Origin of the sequence: Pseudomonas sp. MF6747 (genome assembly GCF_963890955.1) — a bacterium.
GTDB lineage: Bacteria > Pseudomonadota > Gammaproteobacteria > Pseudomonadales > Pseudomonadaceae > Aquipseudomonas.
Genome location: NZ_CAWPSZ010000007.1, coordinates 38,805 through 58,334 on the forward strand (window position 1 = coordinate 38,805; position 19,530 = coordinate 58,334).

At 61.0% G+C, this 19,530-nt stretch carries 18 protein-coding genes and 1 tRNA gene; 9 read left to right on the plus strand and 10 right to left on the minus strand.

Annotated features, from left to right (window positions below; all coding sequences use genetic code 11):
- Nucleotides 1-4 precede the first annotated feature (4 nt).
- From AACW30_RS08805 to AACW30_RS08815, 3 genes are all read right to left on the minus strand, one after another.
- Nucleotides 5-508, minus strand: coding sequence for a signal peptidase II (locus tag AACW30_RS08805; RefSeq protein ID WP_200624777.1), 504 nt, complete (start codon nt 506-508; stop codon nt 5-7).
- Between the two features lie 70 nt (nt 509-578).
- On the minus strand, nt 579-914 hold the full coding sequence (locus AACW30_RS08810; protein WP_200624778.1) for a DUF6124 family protein: 336 nt from the start codon (nt 912-914) through the stop codon (nt 579-581).
- A 407-nt stretch (nt 915-1,321) separates the two neighbouring features.
- The gene (locus AACW30_RS08815) at nt 1,322-1,519 is read right to left on the minus strand and encodes a hypothetical protein (RefSeq protein ID WP_200624779.1); all 198 of its coding nucleotides are present in this window, start codon (nt 1,517-1,519) and stop codon (nt 1,322-1,324) included.
- A 330-nt stretch (nt 1,520-1,849) separates the two neighbouring features.
- Here AACW30_RS08815 and AACW30_RS08820 point away from each other — a divergent pair.
- Nucleotides 1,850-1,924: transfer RNA gene (locus AACW30_RS08820), tRNA-Gln, on the plus strand.
- 52 nt (nt 1,925-1,976) lie between these two features.
- Complete coding sequence (locus tag AACW30_RS08825) at nt 1,977-4,250, plus strand: hypothetical protein (protein WP_200624780.1); 2,274 nt, start codon at nt 1,977-1,979, stop codon at nt 4,248-4,250.
- A gap of 200 nt (nt 4,251-4,450) precedes the next feature.
- Here AACW30_RS08825 and AACW30_RS08830 read toward each other — a convergent pair whose 3' ends face one another.
- The gene (locus AACW30_RS08830; protein ID WP_200624781.1) at nt 4,451-5,695 is read right to left on the minus strand and encodes a saccharopine dehydrogenase family protein; all 1,245 of its coding nucleotides are present in this window, start codon (nt 5,693-5,695) and stop codon (nt 4,451-4,453) included.
- 28 nt (nt 5,696-5,723) lie between these two features.
- Nucleotides 5,724-6,821, minus strand: a complete 1,098-nt coding sequence (locus tag AACW30_RS08835) for a carboxynorspermidine decarboxylase (RefSeq protein ID WP_124417196.1) — start codon at nt 6,819-6,821, stop codon at nt 5,724-5,726.
- Nucleotides 6,822-7,166: 345 nt separating this feature from the next.
- Here AACW30_RS08835 and AACW30_RS08840 point away from each other — a divergent pair, with 345 nt between their 5' ends.
- The 7 genes from AACW30_RS08840 to AACW30_RS08870 all read left to right on the plus strand — a co-directional run bounded on the left by AACW30_RS08840 (nt 7,167) and on the right by AACW30_RS08870 (nt 14,112).
- Nucleotides 7,167-8,186 (plus strand): LacI family DNA-binding transcriptional regulator, encoded by a 1,020-nt coding sequence (locus AACW30_RS08840; protein WP_200624782.1) that lies wholly within the window; start codon nt 7,167-7,169, stop codon nt 8,184-8,186.
- Nucleotides 8,170-9,174 carry an ABC transporter substrate-binding protein gene (locus AACW30_RS08845; protein WP_119741746.1) on the plus strand — a complete coding sequence of 335 codons (1,005 nt, stop codon included), beginning with the start codon at nt 8,170-8,172 and terminating at the stop codon, nt 9,172-9,174. Before AACW30_RS08840 ends, AACW30_RS08845 begins: the two co-directional genes overlap by 17 nt.
- Entirely contained in the window at nt 9,175-9,993 is an 819-nt protein-coding gene (locus tag AACW30_RS08850) for an ABC transporter permease (RefSeq protein ID WP_200624783.1), read from the plus strand.
- On the plus strand, nt 9,990-10,784 hold the full coding sequence (locus AACW30_RS08855) for an ABC transporter permease (RefSeq protein WP_200624784.1): 795 nt from the start codon (nt 9,990-9,992) through the stop codon (nt 10,782-10,784). The genes AACW30_RS08850 and AACW30_RS08855 overlap by 4 nt, the downstream gene beginning before the upstream one ends.
- Nucleotides 10,781-11,812: an ABC transporter ATP-binding protein gene (locus tag AACW30_RS08860; RefSeq protein WP_200624785.1), complete on the plus strand. Its 1,032-nt coding sequence runs from the start codon at nt 10,781-10,783 to the stop codon at nt 11,810-11,812. The genes AACW30_RS08855 and AACW30_RS08860 overlap by 4 nt, the downstream gene beginning before the upstream one ends.
- Before the next feature lie 9 nt (nt 11,813-11,821).
- A complete protein-coding gene (locus tag AACW30_RS08865; protein ID WP_124417199.1) occupies nt 11,822-12,655 on the plus strand; it encodes a phosphodiesterase in 834 nt (277 codons plus the stop codon).
- A 137-nt stretch (nt 12,656-12,792) separates the two neighbouring features.
- Entirely contained in the window at nt 12,793-14,112 is a 1,320-nt protein-coding gene (locus AACW30_RS08870) for an OprD family porin (protein ID WP_200624786.1), read from the plus strand.
- 19 nt (nt 14,113-14,131) lie between these two features.
- Here the strand turns inward: AACW30_RS08870 and AACW30_RS08875 are convergent, their stop codons facing one another.
- From AACW30_RS08875 to AACW30_RS08895, 5 genes are all read right to left on the minus strand, one after another.
- Complete coding sequence (locus AACW30_RS08875) at nt 14,132-14,614, minus strand: GNAT family N-acetyltransferase (protein ID WP_200624787.1); 483 nt, start codon at nt 14,612-14,614, stop codon at nt 14,132-14,134.
- Nucleotides 14,611-14,997, minus strand: coding sequence for a GFA family protein (locus AACW30_RS08880; protein WP_200624788.1), 387 nt, complete (start codon nt 14,995-14,997; stop codon nt 14,611-14,613). The genes AACW30_RS08875 and AACW30_RS08880 overlap by 4 nt, the downstream gene beginning before the upstream one ends.
- Before the next feature lie 304 nt (nt 14,998-15,301).
- Complete coding sequence (locus AACW30_RS08885; RefSeq protein ID WP_200624789.1) at nt 15,302-16,945, minus strand: sensor domain-containing diguanylate cyclase; 1,644 nt, start codon at nt 16,943-16,945, stop codon at nt 15,302-15,304.
- 73 nt (nt 16,946-17,018) lie between these two features.
- Nucleotides 17,019-18,107: a polyamine ABC transporter substrate-binding protein gene (locus AACW30_RS08890; protein WP_119741770.1), complete on the minus strand. Its 1,089-nt coding sequence runs from the start codon at nt 18,105-18,107 to the stop codon at nt 17,019-17,021.
- Between the two features lie 20 nt (nt 18,108-18,127).
- A complete protein-coding gene (locus tag AACW30_RS08895; RefSeq protein WP_200624790.1) occupies nt 18,128-19,417 on the minus strand; it encodes an NAD(P)/FAD-dependent oxidoreductase in 1,290 nt (429 codons plus the stop codon).
- Nucleotides 19,418-19,530: the final 113 nt, after the last annotated feature.

Below are 19,530 nucleotides of genomic sequence, written 5' to 3' on the forward strand. Positions count from 1 at the left end.
CTGGTTAGGCGTTGCGCGGCTTGACGAACAAATCGAGCATCAAGAACAACGCCCCGGCCGTAATCGCGATATCGGCAATATTGAACACACCGGTATGCGTCGGCCCCACGTTCAGCACCATGTAATCCACCACATGCCCGTCGCGAAAAACACGGTCGATCAAGTTGGCGATACCACCCAGGGCAATCGCGTAAAGCGGCAAGACTTTACGCAATGGCTGGCTCCAGTTGGACAGCGACCACACCATCGCCCAGGCAACCACGATGGCCACGCCGACGATAAAGATCAGTTGTTTGACCTGCGGCGGCAACGCGGCGCCCAGGCTGAGGAAGGCGCCGGGGTTGAGGCTCAGTTCCAGCGCCAGGTTGATCGGGTTAGAGCCGATTTTGAAGCTGTTGGCGTGCAGTGAAACCAGGGCCAGCAGTTTGACCAGTTGGTCCACGGCAATAAAGGCCTGGCCGGCGAGGAGGGCGAAGGTGCGGCCTCGCAGTAGGGGCGACGTGCTCAAGCGGTAACTTCCTGTTTTGGGCTTTCGATAGAGCGCCCGAAGATAGCTCAGGCGCTCTACCTCGTCTATCTCAAGCCGTCGAGTGGGCCATGTTCAGGGCTTTGTCCAACAGCAACTGGACACCTTCGAGCTTTCGGCAGATGCCTAGCGCGACATCGCGTTGGGAGCCGTCGATTTCAAAGGCCATAGGGTTGGCAATATCACAGATGGACGCCAGGTCCCGGGCGGCGTTGACTAGCAAGGTTTCGGTACCTAGGTTGGCACGCACGGTGAAGAGGCCTTCGTCGGGTTCCGGGATGGGTTTGCCGGAATTGAGGTAGTGATTGATCGCGCGGTAGGCCACTTCATGCAGGGTGCTGGTGTCGAAGTCTTGCTGGCCTGGGAGATTGGGGCTGTCTTTAATCATGGTGAAACTCCAAGGGAAATGGAGCTGCCACGGTTCGCGGTCAAACGAATTAGGGTGGCAGCTATACGCGGGTTGACCGACCGGTCCCAAGGAGCCCGGCATACCCGAAGGTATCCCGCGTACAGCTGCCGCGACACGATACAGCGGACGTAAAAAGAACGCCTGATTCGATGTGGCACAGGTGCACTTGAGGGGCGGACGGTCAAATCCGGTCACTGAATTGGCAGCGACGATGAGAGGTTAATCAGCCCTTTTCCGAGCCATAACCTGAAACCCTTGTCGGAAACTTCCCAGAGTCGCAAGCCCGGCAAGTGTTGGTGTTTCACCTTCGAGCTGGGAGCTAAGCGCGGTCTTCACACCCTGCGAAAACCCTGTGGCAAGGGAGTAAACTCCCTCGCCACACGTGTTCACCACGCCTTTACACACCACCGCGTCCAGCCCACCTCTAACAGCATCAGCACGCCGACGCCCAGCAATTGGGCGTGCGCTGGCCGCACACTACGAATGCCCAGCGCGGCAGGCAGGCGGGCGGTGATGCTCAGGCGGTTTCGTCCTTTAGGCTTGAGAGGCGAAGTGTTGCGGTTTGAGATTTCGTGGGACGTCATGCACGAATTCTTTCGCACATACTGAGTGGGTTAGCCAATCGATGATTGAGCTCTTGACTGGCTAAGCTAACGGAGTTTGCGGGTTCGGTAACCTGTGAGAGCTGACAGTTTTTAGACTGTTTCGGCCGTCAGCGGATGTTCAATCTGTCCAGCAAGCTATACCAAACCACACCGATGCCTGTTTAGAGCTACTGTATCCCATGCAACAACGCAGTCAGACATCGATTCGATGGAGCAGGTAGGAAAAAAGCATTTTGTCTTCAGTTAAAACTGAATGAAGCCCGTGGCCCTTCACATTCTTCAGGCGTTGCTCGACAATGCGCGCTCTGTTCCGGAGTAGTTCAGCGGTAGAACACTCGGCTCTGGACCGGGTGGGCGCTGGTTCGAATCCAGCCTCCGGACCCATCACATTACACTGCAATCTGGACATCGCTCCGGATCACATGGAGTGACTGGCATGCACGCAGGATATGCAGTCTTCCAACTGTCGAAAGCGCTGCTCGCGCACGATTTGAGTGGCGGCTCAATCGCGCGCTTTAACGCCCGCAGACGTATCTCACGCTGGCAACAGGTCATTGAGAACCTGCTACAAGGCGCAGTCGAGTATGGCTCGCGCACACCGATTGCGCAGATGCCCGCCTGGGTTACCCTGGAAGTCGTTACGGGCGGCTTTGCGACCGGCAATTTTTTGGCCGGTGGCGAGTTGACGGCGTACGAGCGTGAACTCGCCGCCTCTATTCCGGGTATTCGCCCAGGCTTTGAACGGCTCGATATCAATGCCTGGCATCTCACAGATGACGGCCTTGAGGCCCTGCATTCACGTTTAGCCCGCTGTGATTATGCGGTCGATGTGCCGGAAGAGGCCGCGTTATTGACTGTCGCCTGGCTAGTCGGGCAGCAGCGCACCGAGCAAGCGCGTGCGCTGATAGACGTGATTGGGCCGTTCTTTGACCGGCTGCGTTTCTTTCCGTCGTTCTCTACGCAGCTGCCGGTTTCAGCCGCGCAGGTTCACATCGTGGACGCTGGCCAGATCAAGCAGTTGCTTACAACCTTGCAGCCTCAGGCTCAGATGGTTGTGCAGAAACAGACGATCGAAACGCGTTTGCCGCTTTATGATTCAGCTGTTTCGCATTTCCTCCTGACCTATGAGGCTGGTTGGCCGTGCCGTTATTACCCACGTCAGTGGCACGAGCAGGCAGCCGAGTTAGCGGCGCATTTCAACAGGCTCAGTATCGACAGGCGCTCTTCGAGTCGCGTGGAGGAACTGTTTTCTTTACTTGGGCAATGCTCGCGCGACTTGCAATCGCTCACTGGGCGTCAAGTCGGTCGCATACGGCAAATCGTCGATGATTTTGTGCGCAAGCATGGCGAGCCGGGTTCAGCCGCTCACCGTGCGTCGCGTGCGAATCAACGTAGTCAGGTGGCGGGGCCGGAGCATCACCTCATTGCCCGTATTGTGGCGAAGCGTCTTTCAAACTATCCCGAGCAAGGCGGTCTCGCGGATTTTGCTGAGTTGGAAGCGCCGATCACCGCTGAGGAGGCATCGGCATTTGGGCAAGGCGAGGGCATTGCCATTCCTCCGGCGGTCCAGCGCCGCCTTCAGCGATGCCGGAGTGGGACGATCAGCGAATTGATCGAGCATGGGCTGATTACTTCAGGCGATACCGTTGCGCGGTTGCTGCCCGCGATGACCGCGCAACTGAGTAGCTACGGGCTGCGCGATGAAGCGCTAAGGATGGTATACGCCTCGACCTATCGCGCGTTCTGCCGGCGGCGGTCGTTATTACTGTTGAACCTTCAACGTCAGGTTGGCCTCAGTGAGTTGCCTTGGGTTGCCGTCATTGAAGGCGACCGACAGTCCGGTGCTGCGGTGGCACAAGCGGCCCAACAGGCGCTGGTTGAGTCATCGGCGTTGACGCTTTCTGCCTTCCCCTACGCCATCTTGCCGAACAAGCTTCTCCAGGAATTTTCAGCGCTGGCGGACACTGCGGCACTGGACCTGCCCTTAGTGGAGGAGGTCGCTGCCGATATCTTCATGGGTGAGTTTTCCGATAAGTTTGCCGATGCCGCCAGGCGAACAGGCCCGGTGCTGGCAGGCTCCCTTTATGCACGTTATTACGCCATTGATACCGATGAGCTGGCGAGCCTTGTTACCCGAGGGCGACGACGTGCGCGAGTGGCAAGCGATGCCTTCGCGAAGTTGTGCGCAAAGCGTGCAGGAGCTGAGCTGGACACGTGGCACCCGGCAACCAATGGCACCATTCTTGAGCAACAGCAAATTTTAACCACGCAAAACCTCGCGTTACTGTTTGAAGAACTTGGGTTGAAGGTTTTGCTGCAGCCGAGACTGGGCAGCATGGTGCAGGCGTGTTTTGAGTGGATCTGCAAACGGCATCAGATGCGGATTGAGCACCATCATGCTCGGTTGATAATGCTCAAAAATACCGCTTATGCGTGGCGCCAGATGGTGTTCTACCTGACGATGCTTGATGATCCTGCGCGCACAGATGCCCTGGCGTCTGTCGAAGCGTACTTCGCCACTCAGCCGTTGGCTTTTCGAGGACGATTCCTGCCGCTCATGAGCGGTTTGCGCAAGGCTTTCGCCGGCGAAGTGTTGCCTCAGCAGGCTCCAGCGGAAGATGGCGCGAGAGTCTTTCTGGGATGGACAACCACGCGGCATTGGTTGCTACCGCCGCATGACTCCACTTCAAACCGGGCGGTTGAGCAGTAGTGACGCTGAGGATTCAAGTGTGGGAGCTGGCTTGCCTGCGATAGCGGTCGCGCGGTGATGGATGTGTTGGCTGACCCACCGCCATCGCAGGCAAGCCAGCTCCCACATTTAGATCCTTACTGTTCTGCGAATATCTATTTACACCCACAAAAAATGCGCCCCTGAGGGGGCATTTTTTTGTTCGGTCAACTACCGCCTATTCAGGCAATCGCATCCCACGCACGGTCACCGTTCTCGTCTTTGATCCGAGTCGGCAAGCCCATCACGTCCAGCGCTTTGAGGAACGGCTCGGCCGGCAGTTCCTCGACGTTGGCCATGTGCTTCACGTCCCACTCGCCACGTGCTACCAGCAGCGCAGCGGCCACTGGTGGCACGCCTGCGGTGTAGGAAATGCCCTGGCTGTCCGTTTCAGCAAAGGCTTCTTCGTGATCGGCCACGTTGTAGATGAACATCTCACGCGGCTGGCCATCTTTGGTGCCTTTGACCAGGTCGCCGATGCAGGTCTTGCCGGTGTAGCCAGGGGCGAGCGAAGACGGGTCGGGCAGTACGGCCTTGACCAGTTTCAACGGCACCACTTCCAGGCCTTCGGCGGTGGTGACCGGTTTTTCGGAGAGCAGGCCGAGGTTTTTCAGAACGGTGAACACGTTGATGTAGTGTTCGCCGAAGCTCATCCAGAAACGCACGTTGGGCACGTCGAGGTTTTTCGACAGCGAGTGCACTTCATCGTGGCCGGTCAGGTACAGGTTTTGCGAACCGACTACCGGCAGGTCGTCGGTGCGTTTGACTTCGAACATGGTGTTGCTGGTCCACTGGCTGTTCTGCCAGCTCCACACCTGCCCGGTGAATTCGCGGAAGTTGATTTCCGGGTCGAAGTTGGTGGCAAAGTATTTGCCATGGCTGCCGGCATTGACGTCGAGAATGTCGATCGAATCAATGCGGTCGAAATGCTGTTGCTGCGCCAGCGCGGCGTACGCGTTGACGACACCCGGGTCGAAGCCCACGCCAAGAATGGCGGTGATGTTCTTCTGTTTGCACTCTTCCAGGTGGTTCCATTCGTAGTTGCCGTACCACGGCGGGGTCTCGCAGATCTTGCCCGGCTCTTCGTGGATGGCGGTGTCCAGGTAAGCAACGCCGGTATCGATGCAGGCGCGCAGCACCGACATGTTGAGGAAGGCGGAACCTACGTTGATGACGATCTGCGAGTCGGTCTCGCGGATCAGGGCCTTGGTCGCTTCCACGTCCAGGGCGTTCAGCGCGAAGGCTTGGATGTCGGCGGGAACCTTGAGGCTACCCTTGGCCTTGACGCTGTCGATGATGGCCTGGCATTTGGAGATGTTGCGCGACGCGATAGCAATACGACCGAGTTCGTCGTTGTGCTGCGCGCACTTGTGGGCCACCACCTTGGCGACACCTCCTGCACCAATGATAAGAACGTTCTTTTTCAATTGCTTTATCTCTCCTTTATCCGCCAGCTTACGAAAGGCTGGACAGGTAGTCGTCGTAACCAAATTCACGAACCACCTCGACGGTACCGTCGAGTTGTTTCACTACGATGGACGGCATTTTCAGGCCGTTGAACCAGTTTTTCTTGACCATGGTGTAGCCCGCGGTGTCGATGAACGACAGCCGATCGCCGATGGCCAGCGGACGATCAAATTGGTATTCGCCGAAGATGTCCCCGGCCAGGCAGGATTTGCCGCACACCATGACGGTGTGTTCACCCTCGCTTGGCGCCAGCTTGGCGTTGAGGCGATAGATCAGCAGGTCCAGCAGGTGGGCTTCGATGGAGCTGTCGACCACGGCGAGGTTTTTGCCGTTGTAGAGCGTGTCGAGCACGGTGACTTCCAGCGAAGCACTGTTGGTGATCGCCGCTTCTCCCGGCTCCAGGTAGACCTGCACGCCGTACTTCTCGGAGAACGCCTTCAAACGGGCGCAGAACGCGTCGATGGCATAGCCTTCGCCGGTGAAGTGGATGCCGCCGCCGAGGCTGACCCACTTGACCTTGTGCAGCAGCGCGCCGAAGCGTTCTTCGATGGTGCCCAGCATCTTGTCGAACAGGCTGAAATCGCCGTTCTCGCAGTTGTTGTGGAACATGAAACCGGAGATCTGCTCGATCACGCCTTCGATCTTCACCGGGTCCCATTCCCCCAAACGGCTGAACGGGCGCGCCGGGTCGGCCAGCAGGTAGTCGGAGCTGCTCACCTGTGGGTTGACGCGCAGACCACGGGTCTTGCCTTCGCTGCGCTCGGCAAAGCGCTGCAGCTGGCTGATGGAGTTGAAGATGATCTTGTCGCAGTTATCCAGCATCTCTTCGATTTCATCGTCGGCCCAGGCCACGCTGTAGGCGTGCGCCTCGCCTTCGAACTTCTGGCGACCCAGCTTGAGCTCATACAGCGACGACGAGGTGGTGCCGTCCATGTATTGCTGCATCAGGTCGAACACCGACCAGGTGGCAAAGCATTTGAGCGCCAGCAGAGCCTTGGCGCCGGACTGCTCGCGCACGTAAGCAATCTTCTGCATGTTCACCAGAAGTTTCTGTTTATCGATGAGGTAGTACGGCGTTTTGATCATTTTTGAGAGCCTGCGGCGGTGCCTGCCAAAAAAGGACACGCATTGTGCCCGCACTTGGATCAGATCGAAAGGTTAGCGGGCGGATTTTGCTGCGCCGATTTTTCAAGCATACCCGCGCAGTATGACTATCTGTGGCTATACACCGATCTGATGTGGGAGGGGGCTTGCCCCCGATTGCGGTGTGTCAGCCAGCCTTTTCTTTGTTGACCCACCGCTATCGGAGGCAAGCCCCTTCCCACATTGACCACGGGGGCGCTGCCATCAAACCGTCATCTTGGCACCACGCTACTGCCATATTCCCTCGTTACTGTCCTCGCCAATGAGATCGATCTCAAGCGAGTGAGCATGACTGACCTGAAAGACGTTGCGCAGCTGGCCGGGGTATCCCGCGCCACTGCCGCCCGCACCTTTGCTTCCCCCGACCAAGTGCGCCCGGCCACCCGTGAGCAGGTGTTCGCCGCCGCCCGCGAGCTGGGCTTTCGACCGAACCTGCTCGGCCGCCAACTGCGCCTGCAAACCACCCAGCTGATTGGCGTGGTGGTGCCCAACCTGCTCAACCCGGTGTTTGCCGAACAGCTCCAGGCCATGGAGCGTGCCGCGCGGCTGCGCGGCTACAGCCTGTTGCTGGCGACCACCGACTACAGCAGCGAACGCGAAAGCATCGTTGTGGAAGAGTTGCTACGCCAACGCGTCGACGGGTTGGTGCTGACGGTCACCGACGCCGAAAGCAATAGCGTGCTCAACAGCCTCGCCAGCGAACAAACGCCGTTCGTGCTGGCTTATCACCAACCCAGCAACCCCAGCTACAGCGCCGTGTCGGTCGACAACCGCGCGGGCATGGCCCTGGCCACGCGTTATTTGCTCGATGCGGGGCACCGGCGCATCAGCATGGTCGCCGGCCCCGCGTTGCAGTCCGACCGCGCGCGCCTGCGCTACGCCGGCTATTGCGACGCGATGCGCGAGTACGGGCTTGAAAGCCGCGCAGTGATTGAAATGCCGGCCCACACCCAGGCCGCCTTCGCGGCGATCGAGCCGTTCCTCCAAGGCCCCCAGGCGCCGACTGCGCTGGTGTGTTCCAACGATTTCCTCGCGATCAGCCTGATCGCCGAGCTGCGCCGCAACGCCTGGAATGTGCCCGAGCAACTCTCGGTGATGGGCTTTGACGGCATCGCTCTCGGCACCCAGATGCACCCGACGCTGTGCAGCGTGGTGCAGCCCATCGGCCTGCTGGCCAGCACGGTGATTGACCAATTGCTGGCGCAGATCGCCGGTAACGCCCCGATTTCCCATTGCCTGCCGTGCCATATCCGGCCTGGCGACAGCACTCAACCCCTTGAGGAGACACCCGATGCGCGCGTTCAGTAAAACCCTGGCAACCGTGCTGCTGTGCGGCATGGCCAGCCTTGCCCAGGCGGCCGACACCGCGATTTGCTACAACTGCCCACCCGACTGGGCCGATTGGGGCAGCCAACTCCAGGCCATCGCCGCCACTACCGGCGTGCAGGTGCCGCTGGACAACAAGAACTCCGGCCAGTCGCTGGCGCAGTTGGTGGCGGAGAAAGCCGCGCCGGTGGCCGACGTGGTGTATTACGGCGTGACCTTCGGCTTGCAGGCGCAAAAAGCCGACGTGGTCGGCACCTACAAGCCCAAAGGCTGGGAGCAGATTCCAGCCGGCCTGAAAGACCCGACCGGCCACTGGTTTGCGATTCACTCCGGCACTTTGGGCATCATGGTCAACGTCGATGCACTGGGCGGCTTGCCCGTGCCGCAAAGCTGGGCCGACCTGCTCAAACCTGAGTACAAAGGCATGGTCGGTTACCTCGACCCATCCAGCGCGTTCGTCGGCTACGTCTCTGCCGTGGCGATCAACCGCGCGTTGGGCGGCGATCTGGATAACTTTGCCCCGGCCATCGACTATTTCCAGAAACTCGCCAAAAACGCACCCATCGTGCCCAAGCAAACCGCCTATGCGCGGGTGCTGTCCGGTGAGCTGCCGATTCTGGTGGACTACGACTTCAACGCCTACCGCGCGCGTTACAAGGACAACGCCAACGTTGCCTTCGTGATCCCCAAAGAAGGCAGCATCAGCGTGCCGTACGTGATGAGCCTGGTGGCCAATGCGCCGCACCGCGCCAACGCTGAAAAGGTCCTCGATTTCGTGCTCTCCGATGCAGGCCAGGCACTCTGGGCCAAGGCCTACCTGCGCCCGGTGCGCCCAATGAAAATGCCGGCCGACGTCGCCGCGCAGTTCCTGCCCGACAGCGACTACGCCCGCGCTGGCGTGGTGGACTACGAAAAAATGGCCGCTGTGCAGGAAGCCTTCGCCGCCCGTTACCTGAACGAGGTCAAGTAAGTGGCCGCATCGGCAAAAGATGCCGCCTGGGCACTGGCCCCGGCCTTGGCGGTGCTGTTCGCGTTCTGGCTGTTGCCGCTGGCGCACCTGATGGTGCTCGGCACCGAGAGCCGCGACAGCAACGGCAGCGGCTATTGGCAGGTGCTCAGCAGCGCGCAGTACCTGGACAGCCTGGCGCAGACCTGTGTGCTGGCCGTGATTGTGACGCTCACGGCGTTACTGATCGGCGGCATCAGCGGCGTGTTTCTCGCACGTCAGCAGTTCTTCGGGCGTTCGGCATTGGTGGCATTGCTCACCTTTCCATTGGCGTTTCCCGGCGTGGTGGTGGGCTTTCTGGTGATCCTGCTGGCCGGACGCCAAGGCCTGTTTGCGGCCCTGGGCCTGCAACTGGCCGGTGAGCGCTGGATTTTTGCGTACTCGCTGGCGGGGCTGTTTGTCGGCTACCTGTACTTCTCGATCCCGCGGGTGATCCTCACGGTAATGGCCGCGTGCGAAAGCCTCGACCGCAGCCTGGAGGAGGCCGCGCACTCACTGGGCGCCGGGCACTGGCGCGTGGTGTGCGACGTGATCGTGCCGGGGCTGGCGCCTGCGCTGGCCTCCTGCGGGGCGATCTGCTTTGCCACGTCAATGGGCGCGTTCGGCACGGCCTTTACCTTGGGCACGCGGCTGAACGTCACCCCGGTGGCGATCTACAACGTGTTCACCAACTACGCCAACTTTGCCGTCGCCGCCGCGCTGTCGGTGGTACTCGGTGCAGTGACCTGGGCGGTGTTGCTGCTCACGCGTCGCCTGGTGAAAAACGCGGGGACGGTCCTGTGAAGCGCTCATCGCTGTTTGTGATGCAACTGCTGTTTACCCTGCTGGTGTGCGCCTTCATGTTGGTGCCGGTGCTGATGTCATTGCTGGCCGGGCTGACGCGTAATTTCTTCGTCGGCCTGTCCAGCGGCTTGACCTTCGACTGGCTGGTGCAGGTGTGGCAGGCCTATTCGCCCACGGTGTGGCTGTCGCTGCAGTTGGCCCTGGCCTGTGCACTGTGCGTCTGCGTGATCGGCGTGCCGGCGGCCTATGCCTTGGTGCGCATGAGCAACCGCTTCAGCCGCGCCTTCGAAGAGCTGATGGTGCTGCCGGTGGCGATGCCGGGTTTGGCCAGTGCGTTGGCGTTGCTGTTGACCTACGGCCAGTTCGGCAGCTTCCGCAGCAGTTGGCTGTTCATCCTGGTCGGCCATGTGTTGTTCACCTTGCCGTTCCTGGTGCGCCCGGTAATGGCGGTGATGCAACGTCAGCAACTGCCGGTGTTGGAGGAGGCCGCCGCCAGCCTCGGCGCGGGGCCGATCAAGCGCTTTTTCAGCGTGGTCGTGCCCAATTGCCGGGCGGGCATTCTGGCCGGCGTGCTGATGGTGGTCACCCTGAGCCTGGGTGAGTTCAACCTGACCTGGATGCTGCACACGCCGATGACCAAGACGCTGCCGGTGGGGTTGGCCGACAGCTACGCCTCGGCGCGTCTGGAAATCGCCAGCGCCTACACCCTTATCTTTTTGCTGATGATCGTGCCGCTGCTGATTGCGTTGCAGGCCATCAGTGCTCGTTTGTCCCGTGGAGAGCGTCGATGACCGCTATCACTATCCGCCTGCAAGGCTGTCGCAAGGCATTCGCCGACGGCACCGTGGCCGTGCATGACCTGAACCTGAGCGTCGAAGGCGGCGAAACCCTGGCAATTCTCGGCCCCTCCGGCTGTGGCAAAACCACGACTCTGCGCCTGATTGCCGGCCTGGAACGCCCGGACGTCGGCCAGGTGTTTTTCGGCGATCAGGATGTCACCCGCCTGCCCATCGAGCGCCGTGATGTGGGCATGGTGTTTCAGAATTACGCGCTGTTTCCCAACCTGGATGTGGCCGGCAATATCGTCTACGGCTTGAAGATTCGCGGCATGTCGGCGCCTGAGCGCAACAAGCGCTGCGAGGAACTGTTGGAACTGATGGGCTTGCAGCACCACGGCAAACGCAGCATCCATGAACTGTCGGGCGGCCAGCGTCAGCGTGTGGCCTTGGCCCGCGCCCTGGCGCCGCGTCCCAACGTGCTGTTGTTGGATGAGCCGCTGGCGGCCCTGGATGCGCAATTGCGCGAGCGCCTGCGCAGCGAGCTGGATCAACTGCTGCGCGGGCTTGGCATCACCTCGGTGTTCGTCACCCACGACCAGGGCGAAGCCATGGCCCTGGGCGACCGCATTCTGGTGATGGAGCAGGGGCGTATCGCGCAACTGGCCAGCCCACGGGAGATCTACCAGCAGCCGGCCAATGCGTTTGTCGCAGGCTTCGTCGGCAACCTCAATGCCTTCTCTGTGCTGGCGCGGACTGCCCACGGCCTCAAAGTCTGCGGCGGCGAACTGCCGTGGCACGGCGCCGGTTTACCGAGCACCGTGTACTGCCGGCCCGAACACCTGCGCGTGATGGAAGACGAAGGCCACCTGCACGGCCATCTGGTCGCGCAGTTCTTCCAGGGCGCACAAAGCCGCCTGCTGGTGGATGTGGGCGGCCCGCAACCGCTGCTGGTGGACAGCAGCGACAACCAACTGCACCGCGTCGGCGCGCCGATTGCCCTGGCGATTGCGCCGCACATGGTGTTCACCCTGAATGCGTGAGAGCTTATTTTGAACCGTCCGTTTCTTGTTGCGCAGATCAGCGACCTGCACCTTAAAGCCGGTAACCGCCTGACCTATGGCGTGGTCGATACCCTGGGCGCACTGCGCCGCGCCGTCGACCACCTGAACGCCCGCTACCCTCGGCCCGATATCGTGGTGATCAGCGGCGACCTGGTGGATTTTGGCCGCGCCGATGAATACGCCGTGCTGCACCCGGAGTTGGCACGCCTGCACATGCCGTACTACCTGGTGCCCGGCAACCACGACACGCGCGGGCCGTTACTGGATGCGTTCGGCGATCACGCTTATCTGCCGACGTCGGCAGATGGCCCGCTGGATTGGGTCGTGGATGAGCATCCGCTGCGCTTGATCGGCCTGGACTCGACCATTCCCGGTGGTCACGGCGGCCAACTGCTCGACAGCCAATTGCAGTGGCTCGACGCGCAATTGGCACTGCGCCCCGAGGCGCCGACCTTGCTGATCCTGCATCACCCGCCGTTTAGCAGCGGCATCGGCCATATGGACCGCGAGCCCTTTGGCAACGCCGCCGCCCTGGAGCGCGTCGTCGCTCGTCACCCACAAGTGGAGCGCCTGTTGTGCGGGCATTTGCACCGCCCGATGCAGCGGCGTTTTGGCGGCAGCCTGAGTTGCGTGTGCCCTGGCACGTCGCACCAGATCGTGCTCGACCTGCAAGACGCCGCGCCTGCGCATTTCAACCTGGAACCGGCAGGCTTTGTGCTGCACCGCTGGGATGCACAGCACGGGCTGATCAGCCACAACGGCGTGTTCGGGGACTACCCGGGGCCGTATCCGTTTTATGACGCTCATGGATTGATTGACTGAGGTTTTACGGAGGTCCACTTCACTCAACTAAGCACTTGAATATTCGTTAACGCGGCGGCCAACCCAAGTTGGCCGCGTGCATCCTGCTGCCCTTTTTACGCGCCCGGAACCTGGATTCCGCGCCGGAGTTCGTCCTGATGAAAGCCACTTTGAATGTACTGAGCGTATTGACCGGCGGCCTGGGCATTGCCCTGAGCCCCCTGGCCTCGGCTGATTTCTTGAGTGACAGCACAGCCAACTTGAACATGCGCAACTTCTACTTCAATAACGATAACCGCGACGGCGCCGCCGCACCGTCAAAGACCGAAGAATGGGGCCAGGCGTTTATCCTCAACTACCAGTCGGGCTTTACCGACGGCACTGTCGGTTTTGGTCTGGACGCCGTCGGCATGCTCGGTGTGACCCTCGACAGCGGCGCTGGCCGCCACGTGGGCAGCTCGATGATCCCCACCGATGACGGCAGGGCAGCCGACAGCTGGGCGCGCGGTGGTGCGACAGCCAAGGCGCGCTTCGCCAAGACCGAACTGCGCTACGGCTACCTGCGCCCGAACCTGCCGATCCTGGTGAGCAACGATGGCCGCCTGTTGCCGCAATCCTTCGAGGGCGCGCAGGTCACCAGCAAAGACATCGACAACCTGACGCTGATTGGCGGCCAGCTGCAGCACACCACCGGCCGTGGCTCCAGCGACCGCAGTGGCCTGGCGGCCGCGGGTGGCACGCAAGAGAGCAATAAATTCAACTATGCAGGTTTCGACTACCAAGTGAACAAGGACCTGCTGGTCCAGTATTACTACGCCAACCTCGAAGACTATTACCAACAGCACTTTGCCGGGTTGATCCATGTAGTGCCGTTGGGCGACTACGGCTCATTGAAAACCGACCTGCGTTATTTCAACACCACCTCCGACGGCAAGAACAGCACTGCGGCCGGGCGTGCCGAAGGGTATAAGTTCGGCGGCTATACCCAGAACGGCAACGGCGAAATCGACAACAACACCTGGAGCGCCGCGTTTATCTACTCGCTGGGCCCGCACGCGATCACCGCGGGTTACCAGCGAGTCTCCGATGACAGTAACTTCGCTCAACTCAACCAGGGTGGCCTGGTCAACAAAGGCGAGGGCGGTTCGAGCCTGTACCTTTACACCGACCGCACCGTGCAAACCTTCATCCAGGCCGGCGAACGCACCGCCTTTGCGCAATACGCCTACGACTTTGTCGCGCTGGGCCTGCCTGGCCTGAAGGCGTCGGTGATGTATTTGAAAGGCGACCATATCCTCACCACCGCCGGCAACACGGCCAGTGAATGGGAACGGGACATCTCCCTGGATTACGTGGTGCAAAGCGGCACGTTCAAAAACGTCGGGTTTGGCTGGCGCAACGGCGTGTCGCGCAGTGAAGTGGCGCGCGACCAGGATCAGAATCGGGTGTTTGTGAGTTATTCGATTCCGTTGCTGTAAGGGCGCGATGCGCGGTGCCTCATGGCGATTTTGAGGCCCGCGCTTTCAGCGCGATCAGCGACGTTACATGCGTCGCGTGGTCGTTATCGATGCGTTGAAAACCGCAGCGCAGATAGAACTGCGCGGCTTGCGGCGTATCGGTAGTGAGCCGGGCTTCCTGAAAGTGCGCCGCCGCGTGCTCCAATAGCCGTTTGACCAGGGCTTTGCCAATTGCCTGCCCGCGCAGGCTGGGCGCGATGTACACCCGGCGTAGCCGACCGACTCCGGGGCCTGCGTAGGGGTCACAGGACACACCGCCGACGCCAATCAACTGGCCGTGACGAAACACGCCGAAAAGGCATTCACCCGGCTGATCAAACCGATTCGTACGGTTGTCCCATTCGCTGATAAGCCGCGTCAGGAACCTGAACCCTTCGGCGACAGCCTGCGCCCGCAGCGCGTGGATCTGCTCGGGAAGCTCTTCCAGTTTGCGTATCGCAACGTCTTCGCGGGCGAGGGTCACACAGACGCCCCGCACAACCACGCAGCTTTGGATTCTATGCAGCTGTGCGCCTGCTTGTGCGCAGTAAAAGGGCTATCGAGGGTGCCGACTGCGATGGACATCCATTCTGGAAACCGTCCACGGGCGTCAGACCAGAACAGCGATGATCCACACCGCGAGCAGAATTGGCGAGTGACGCCTGCTGAAGACTCATAGCTTCGAAGCACATCCTCAGCGGCGTTGATATTGACGGCTGACCGAGGGGCGCTGGCATACGTGGCGAATGCCGCGCCGTGCGCTTTCTGGCATTTTTTGCAGTGGCAGTGGGTGACCGCTTTCAAAGGGGTCGACACCTGATAACTGATAGCGCCGCATAGGCAACTGCTTTGGGTCACTGCATCCATGGTTGTGTGTCTCCCAGTAAGTACCGCCACAGTTTATTCCAGCGCGCAACGCCCAGGGTGAATGAGTTTTGGGGGCGAGCGGGGCGCTTGTGGCAAACCGACATTGAGTGGCGAGCAGGCCTCTTGTGGCGAGCGGGCTTGCCCCGCGTTGGGGGGCGAAGCCGCCCTGAACCCGGCTGGCGCGATGTGCCTGAATGGGTGCGGCGCTCTTAGTGGGGCTGCTGCGCAGACCAACGCGGGGCAAGCCCGCTCGCTACAGGAAGCCCACTCAACACAGCAAGCCACAGTGGTTCATCAGTGTCGCTCACGACACCCGATTCCGGCCTGCGCCCTTGGCCTCATACAATTGCATGTCCGCCCGCTTGAGCAGCCCCAGGGAATCGCGGTCCGAGGGCTGCGCGATGCTCACACCAATACTCACCGTAACCTGGCCCACTGTCGGGAAGTTTGCCGCCGCCACGGCCGCACGGATTTTTTCGGCAACCACGTCGGGGCTGTCCGGCTCTTCGACCTCCGGCAGCAATACTGCAAATTCTTCACCGCCGTATCGCGCGACAAAGTCGGTGGCGCGCGTGGTGCTCTCGATCAGCGCCGCCAGTTGGCACAGCACGTCATCGCCGACGGCGTGACCGTAGGTGTCGTTGACGCGCTTGAAATAGTCGGCGTCGATCAGCAGCAAGGCAAAGGTGCGGCCGGTGCGTTGGAACAACAGGCTGCTCTCGGCGAGTTTTTCGTCGAAACGGCGGCGGTTGTAAACGCCGGTCAGTGCGTCGTGCGTGGCCAGTTTCAGCAGGTCGGCATTGGCCTGGGTGAGGGCGGCAGTGCGCTGGGTGACGGTGGCTTCCAGCGAAGCATTGGCTTCCTGCAGTTCGCGCTCCTTGGTCAGCAAGGATTGGGTCATGCTGCTGATGGAGCGGCCCAGTTGGGCGATTTCCAGCACCGGATGCTCCTGGGGGAAGACGGCGCCGGGCTGCTGGTCTTGCACCTGTTTGGCGGACCTGGCCAGGCGCTCGATGGGGCGGCTGAGTGACGAGGCGAGGTAGTAAGCGGCCAGCACAAAGATGAACGCCGCGAGCACACCCAGCATGAGTAATTTGTACAGCAGGTTGTGCGCCGGTTGCAGTGCGACGTCCAAAGGTTGTCGCACCATGATGTACCAGTTCATTTTCGCATTGGACGGGCTTGGCACCGCCACCGATGCCGTGACGTAGCCGTTGCCGGTGAACCAGCCAGCGGGCGTGTGCAGTTGGTCCAGCGGCATTTGTTCGCCCGCGAGCAATTCCGGGTAAAGCACCTTGCCGTCAATGTCGACGATCAACGCCTCGATCTGTGGAATGGCATCCTTTTGCATCACGGCGGAATCGACGATCTGGGTGACCCAGCTCCAGTGGGCATGGGCGCCCAGCACGCCAATCGTGTCACCCTGGGCATTGCGTATCGGTGCGGCGAAATCGATAAAGCGCAGTGGCTCACCGTCCGCCGCTCCCGACAGCAGCTTGGCGAGCAACACCGCTTCGTGGGGATCTCCGGTGTACTCGGCGCGCATGCCGGCCTGAAACCAAGGCCGCTGCTGCACTGATTGATTGACCAGCAAGCCGTTGACCGCCTGGCGCACGCGCCCGTCAGCATCGGCCACGCCCATCCATGCATACTCCGCGCGCGATTGGGTGCGCAGTTCCATCAGCGTCAGAATATCCGGCGCGGTCAGGTCGCCCTTGCGCATGATCGGTGCCTTGCTCAGCAGCGACACTTCCAGTTGCCGCTCGCGCAGTTGCACGGCCAACAGCGCGGCCGTCGAGCGCGCCGTGCTGAGCAGCGAGTTGCCGCTGGCCTGCTTCATCTGCTCAGTGGCGATATCGCCAACATAGAGGCCCACGCTCAGGAGTGTGACCAGTGATAAACCGGCAAACCATAGGGTCAGGTGACTGCGCAGGCTGGCTTTGATCATGGGGGCTCATTTGAGTGCTTATTTTGAGCCATGGTATGCGTTATGGATGGGCTACGGCCAGCAGCAGGCGCGCTTATGTGTTGGTCTTCAATTTGGTCCACAGCCGGGTGGCCAGCCGCGCTATCGCCGGGGGCAGGTCTTCGACGATAAACAGGCTGTCCATCACGCTTTTCGGCGGGTAGATCGCCAGGTCCTGTTTCACGGCCGGCGTGAGGAACTCATCTGCCGCACTGTTGGGGTTGGCGTAGTGGATGCTGTTGCTGATGTTGGCGATCACCTTGGGCTCGAGCAGGTAATTCATATAGGCGTAGGCGTTCTTTTCGTGCGGCGCGGCCTTGGGCATCACCACCATGTCCAGCCACAGCGTCGAGCCTTCCTGCGGGATCGAGTAGGCAATCTCGATACCGTTTTTGGCTTCTTTCGCGCTCGCGGCCGCCTGCACCACGTCGCCATTGAAACCGATCACCGCGCAGATATTGCCGTTGGCCAAGTCACTGATGTACTTGGACGCGTGGAAGTACTGGATGTAAGGGCGGATTTTCAACAGGGCCTGTTCGGCCTGTTTATAGTCGGCCGGCTCATGGCTGTGATGGGGCAGGCCCAGGTAATTGAGGGTGATGGGCAGGATCTGCGTCGGGTTGTCGATGATCGCCACGCCGCAGGTGCTGAGTTTTTTGATCGTGTCTTCATCAAAGAACATCTTCCAGGACCGGGTGACGTCGGTGCTGCCAAAGAGTGCCTTGATCTTCTCGACGTTATAACCGATGCCCGCCGTGCCCCACATATAGGGAAAGCCGTACTGGTTGCCCGGGTCGTTGACCTCAAGCTTCTTCATCAGCAGCGGGTCGAGGTTTTTCCAGTTCGGCAACTGGCTGCGGTCGAGCTTCTGGATCGCGCCCGCCTTGATCAGCCGCGACAGAAAGTGGTTTGAAGGGCTGACCACGTCGTAGCCGGTGTTGCCGGTCATCAACTTGGATTCGAGCACTTCGTTGCTGTCATGGATGTCGTAAGTGGGCGTGATGCCGGTGGCCTGAGTAAAGCGTGTGAGGGTGTCGTCGGCGATATAGCCGTTCCAGTTGGAGATATTCACCTCTTCAGCGGCATAGCCGGCCGCCGAAAACGCACCGAGCATTACCGCCACGGACCATTGCTTGATGTGCATTGCATTCACCTTTGTTGTTGTCAGATTTCAGATCGGGCACGCACCGCTTCGATGCGCATGCGCAGCAGGGCGCCGAGGTCGAACAGCGGGCGCGGCGGCAACCAACCGGGCTGCGCACGCTGGATCACCGATTGCAGCAGCGGCGATTGGTGACCCGAGGCCCACTCCGCCATCAACCGCCCCCACAGCGTGCCGCGCGCGACGCCGGAACCGTTGCAGCCGGCGATGGCGTACAGGTTGTCTTGGACCTTGGCGAAGTACGGCTGGCCGGACCGCGACGCACTGAGGTGGCCGGTCCAGGTGTAATGGATGTCCTGTTCGGTGAGCCACGGGAAGCGCCGTTGCAAACCCAGCACATGGCGCTGGCGGCGCTGCAGCAAGTCGGCGTTGGACAAGTCGCGGGTGCGGTACTCGGCGGTGTTGCGAATCATCACGCGCCGGTCCGGCGTGAGCCGCACGGTGGCACCCAGTGGCCGCGTCGACAGCACGCCCCAGGGCGCGGCGGCGCATTCTTTTTCTGTGAGTGGGCGGGTGAGGCTGGCACTCAGTTCCATGGGGAACGTGGCGCTTTGGTCCAGCCCGACACGCGGGATAAACGCATTCAGGCACACCAGCACGTGTCGCGCTTCAATACTGCCCGCACGGCTGGTCGCGCGCAGGGCGCCGTTGCCCGTGCGCTCAAGGCCGGTGATGTCAGTGTTTTCAAACAGGCTGACCGAGGCTGGCAACGCGGCCAGCAAGCCCTTCACGTACTTGGCCGGTTGCAGCAGGGCGTTGCCGTTGCCGCACCAGATGCCGGCCTGGTAATGCGCGGTGCCGAGTTTCTGGCGCAGCGCCTCGCCTTGCAGACATTGCGCAGAGGCGCCCAGGGCGAGCAGGGTGGCGAGTGTGTGGTCGACGTGATCGAGCTTGTCGGCGTCATGCACGGCGAAGAAGTAGCCGTCGTCGCGAAAATCGCAGTCGATGCCATGGCCTGCGATGCGTTGGCGCACCTCGTTACTCGCCGCGCGTGAGATCGCGGTGTCCACTTCAAAACCCTCGAAGCCTGCGGTGCCCAGCAACTCGCTTTCGGCCGGGTGTTCGTGCGCCACCACAAACCCCGAGTTTCGCGCGGAGGCGCCCTGGGCCGCGTACTGCCGGTCAACAATCACGATGCGCGCTTCGGGGTGCAGGGTTGCCAGGCTATGGGCGGCGCAGAGCCCGGTGATGCCGGCGCCAATCACCAGCCAGTCGGCCTGTTGTGTGCCGGTCAAGGTGCTACGAGCGGGCAGGGGTTCGGTTTGGGCTATCCAGCCACAGATATTGTCCACGTGTGCCTCAGCTGCATGCGTTGTTCGCATGAATGATTTAAGTCGATGGCTGGAATCTATAGGGGCTTGGGTGATACAACCAACGTTATAAAATCATCCAGCTATTCGGAATT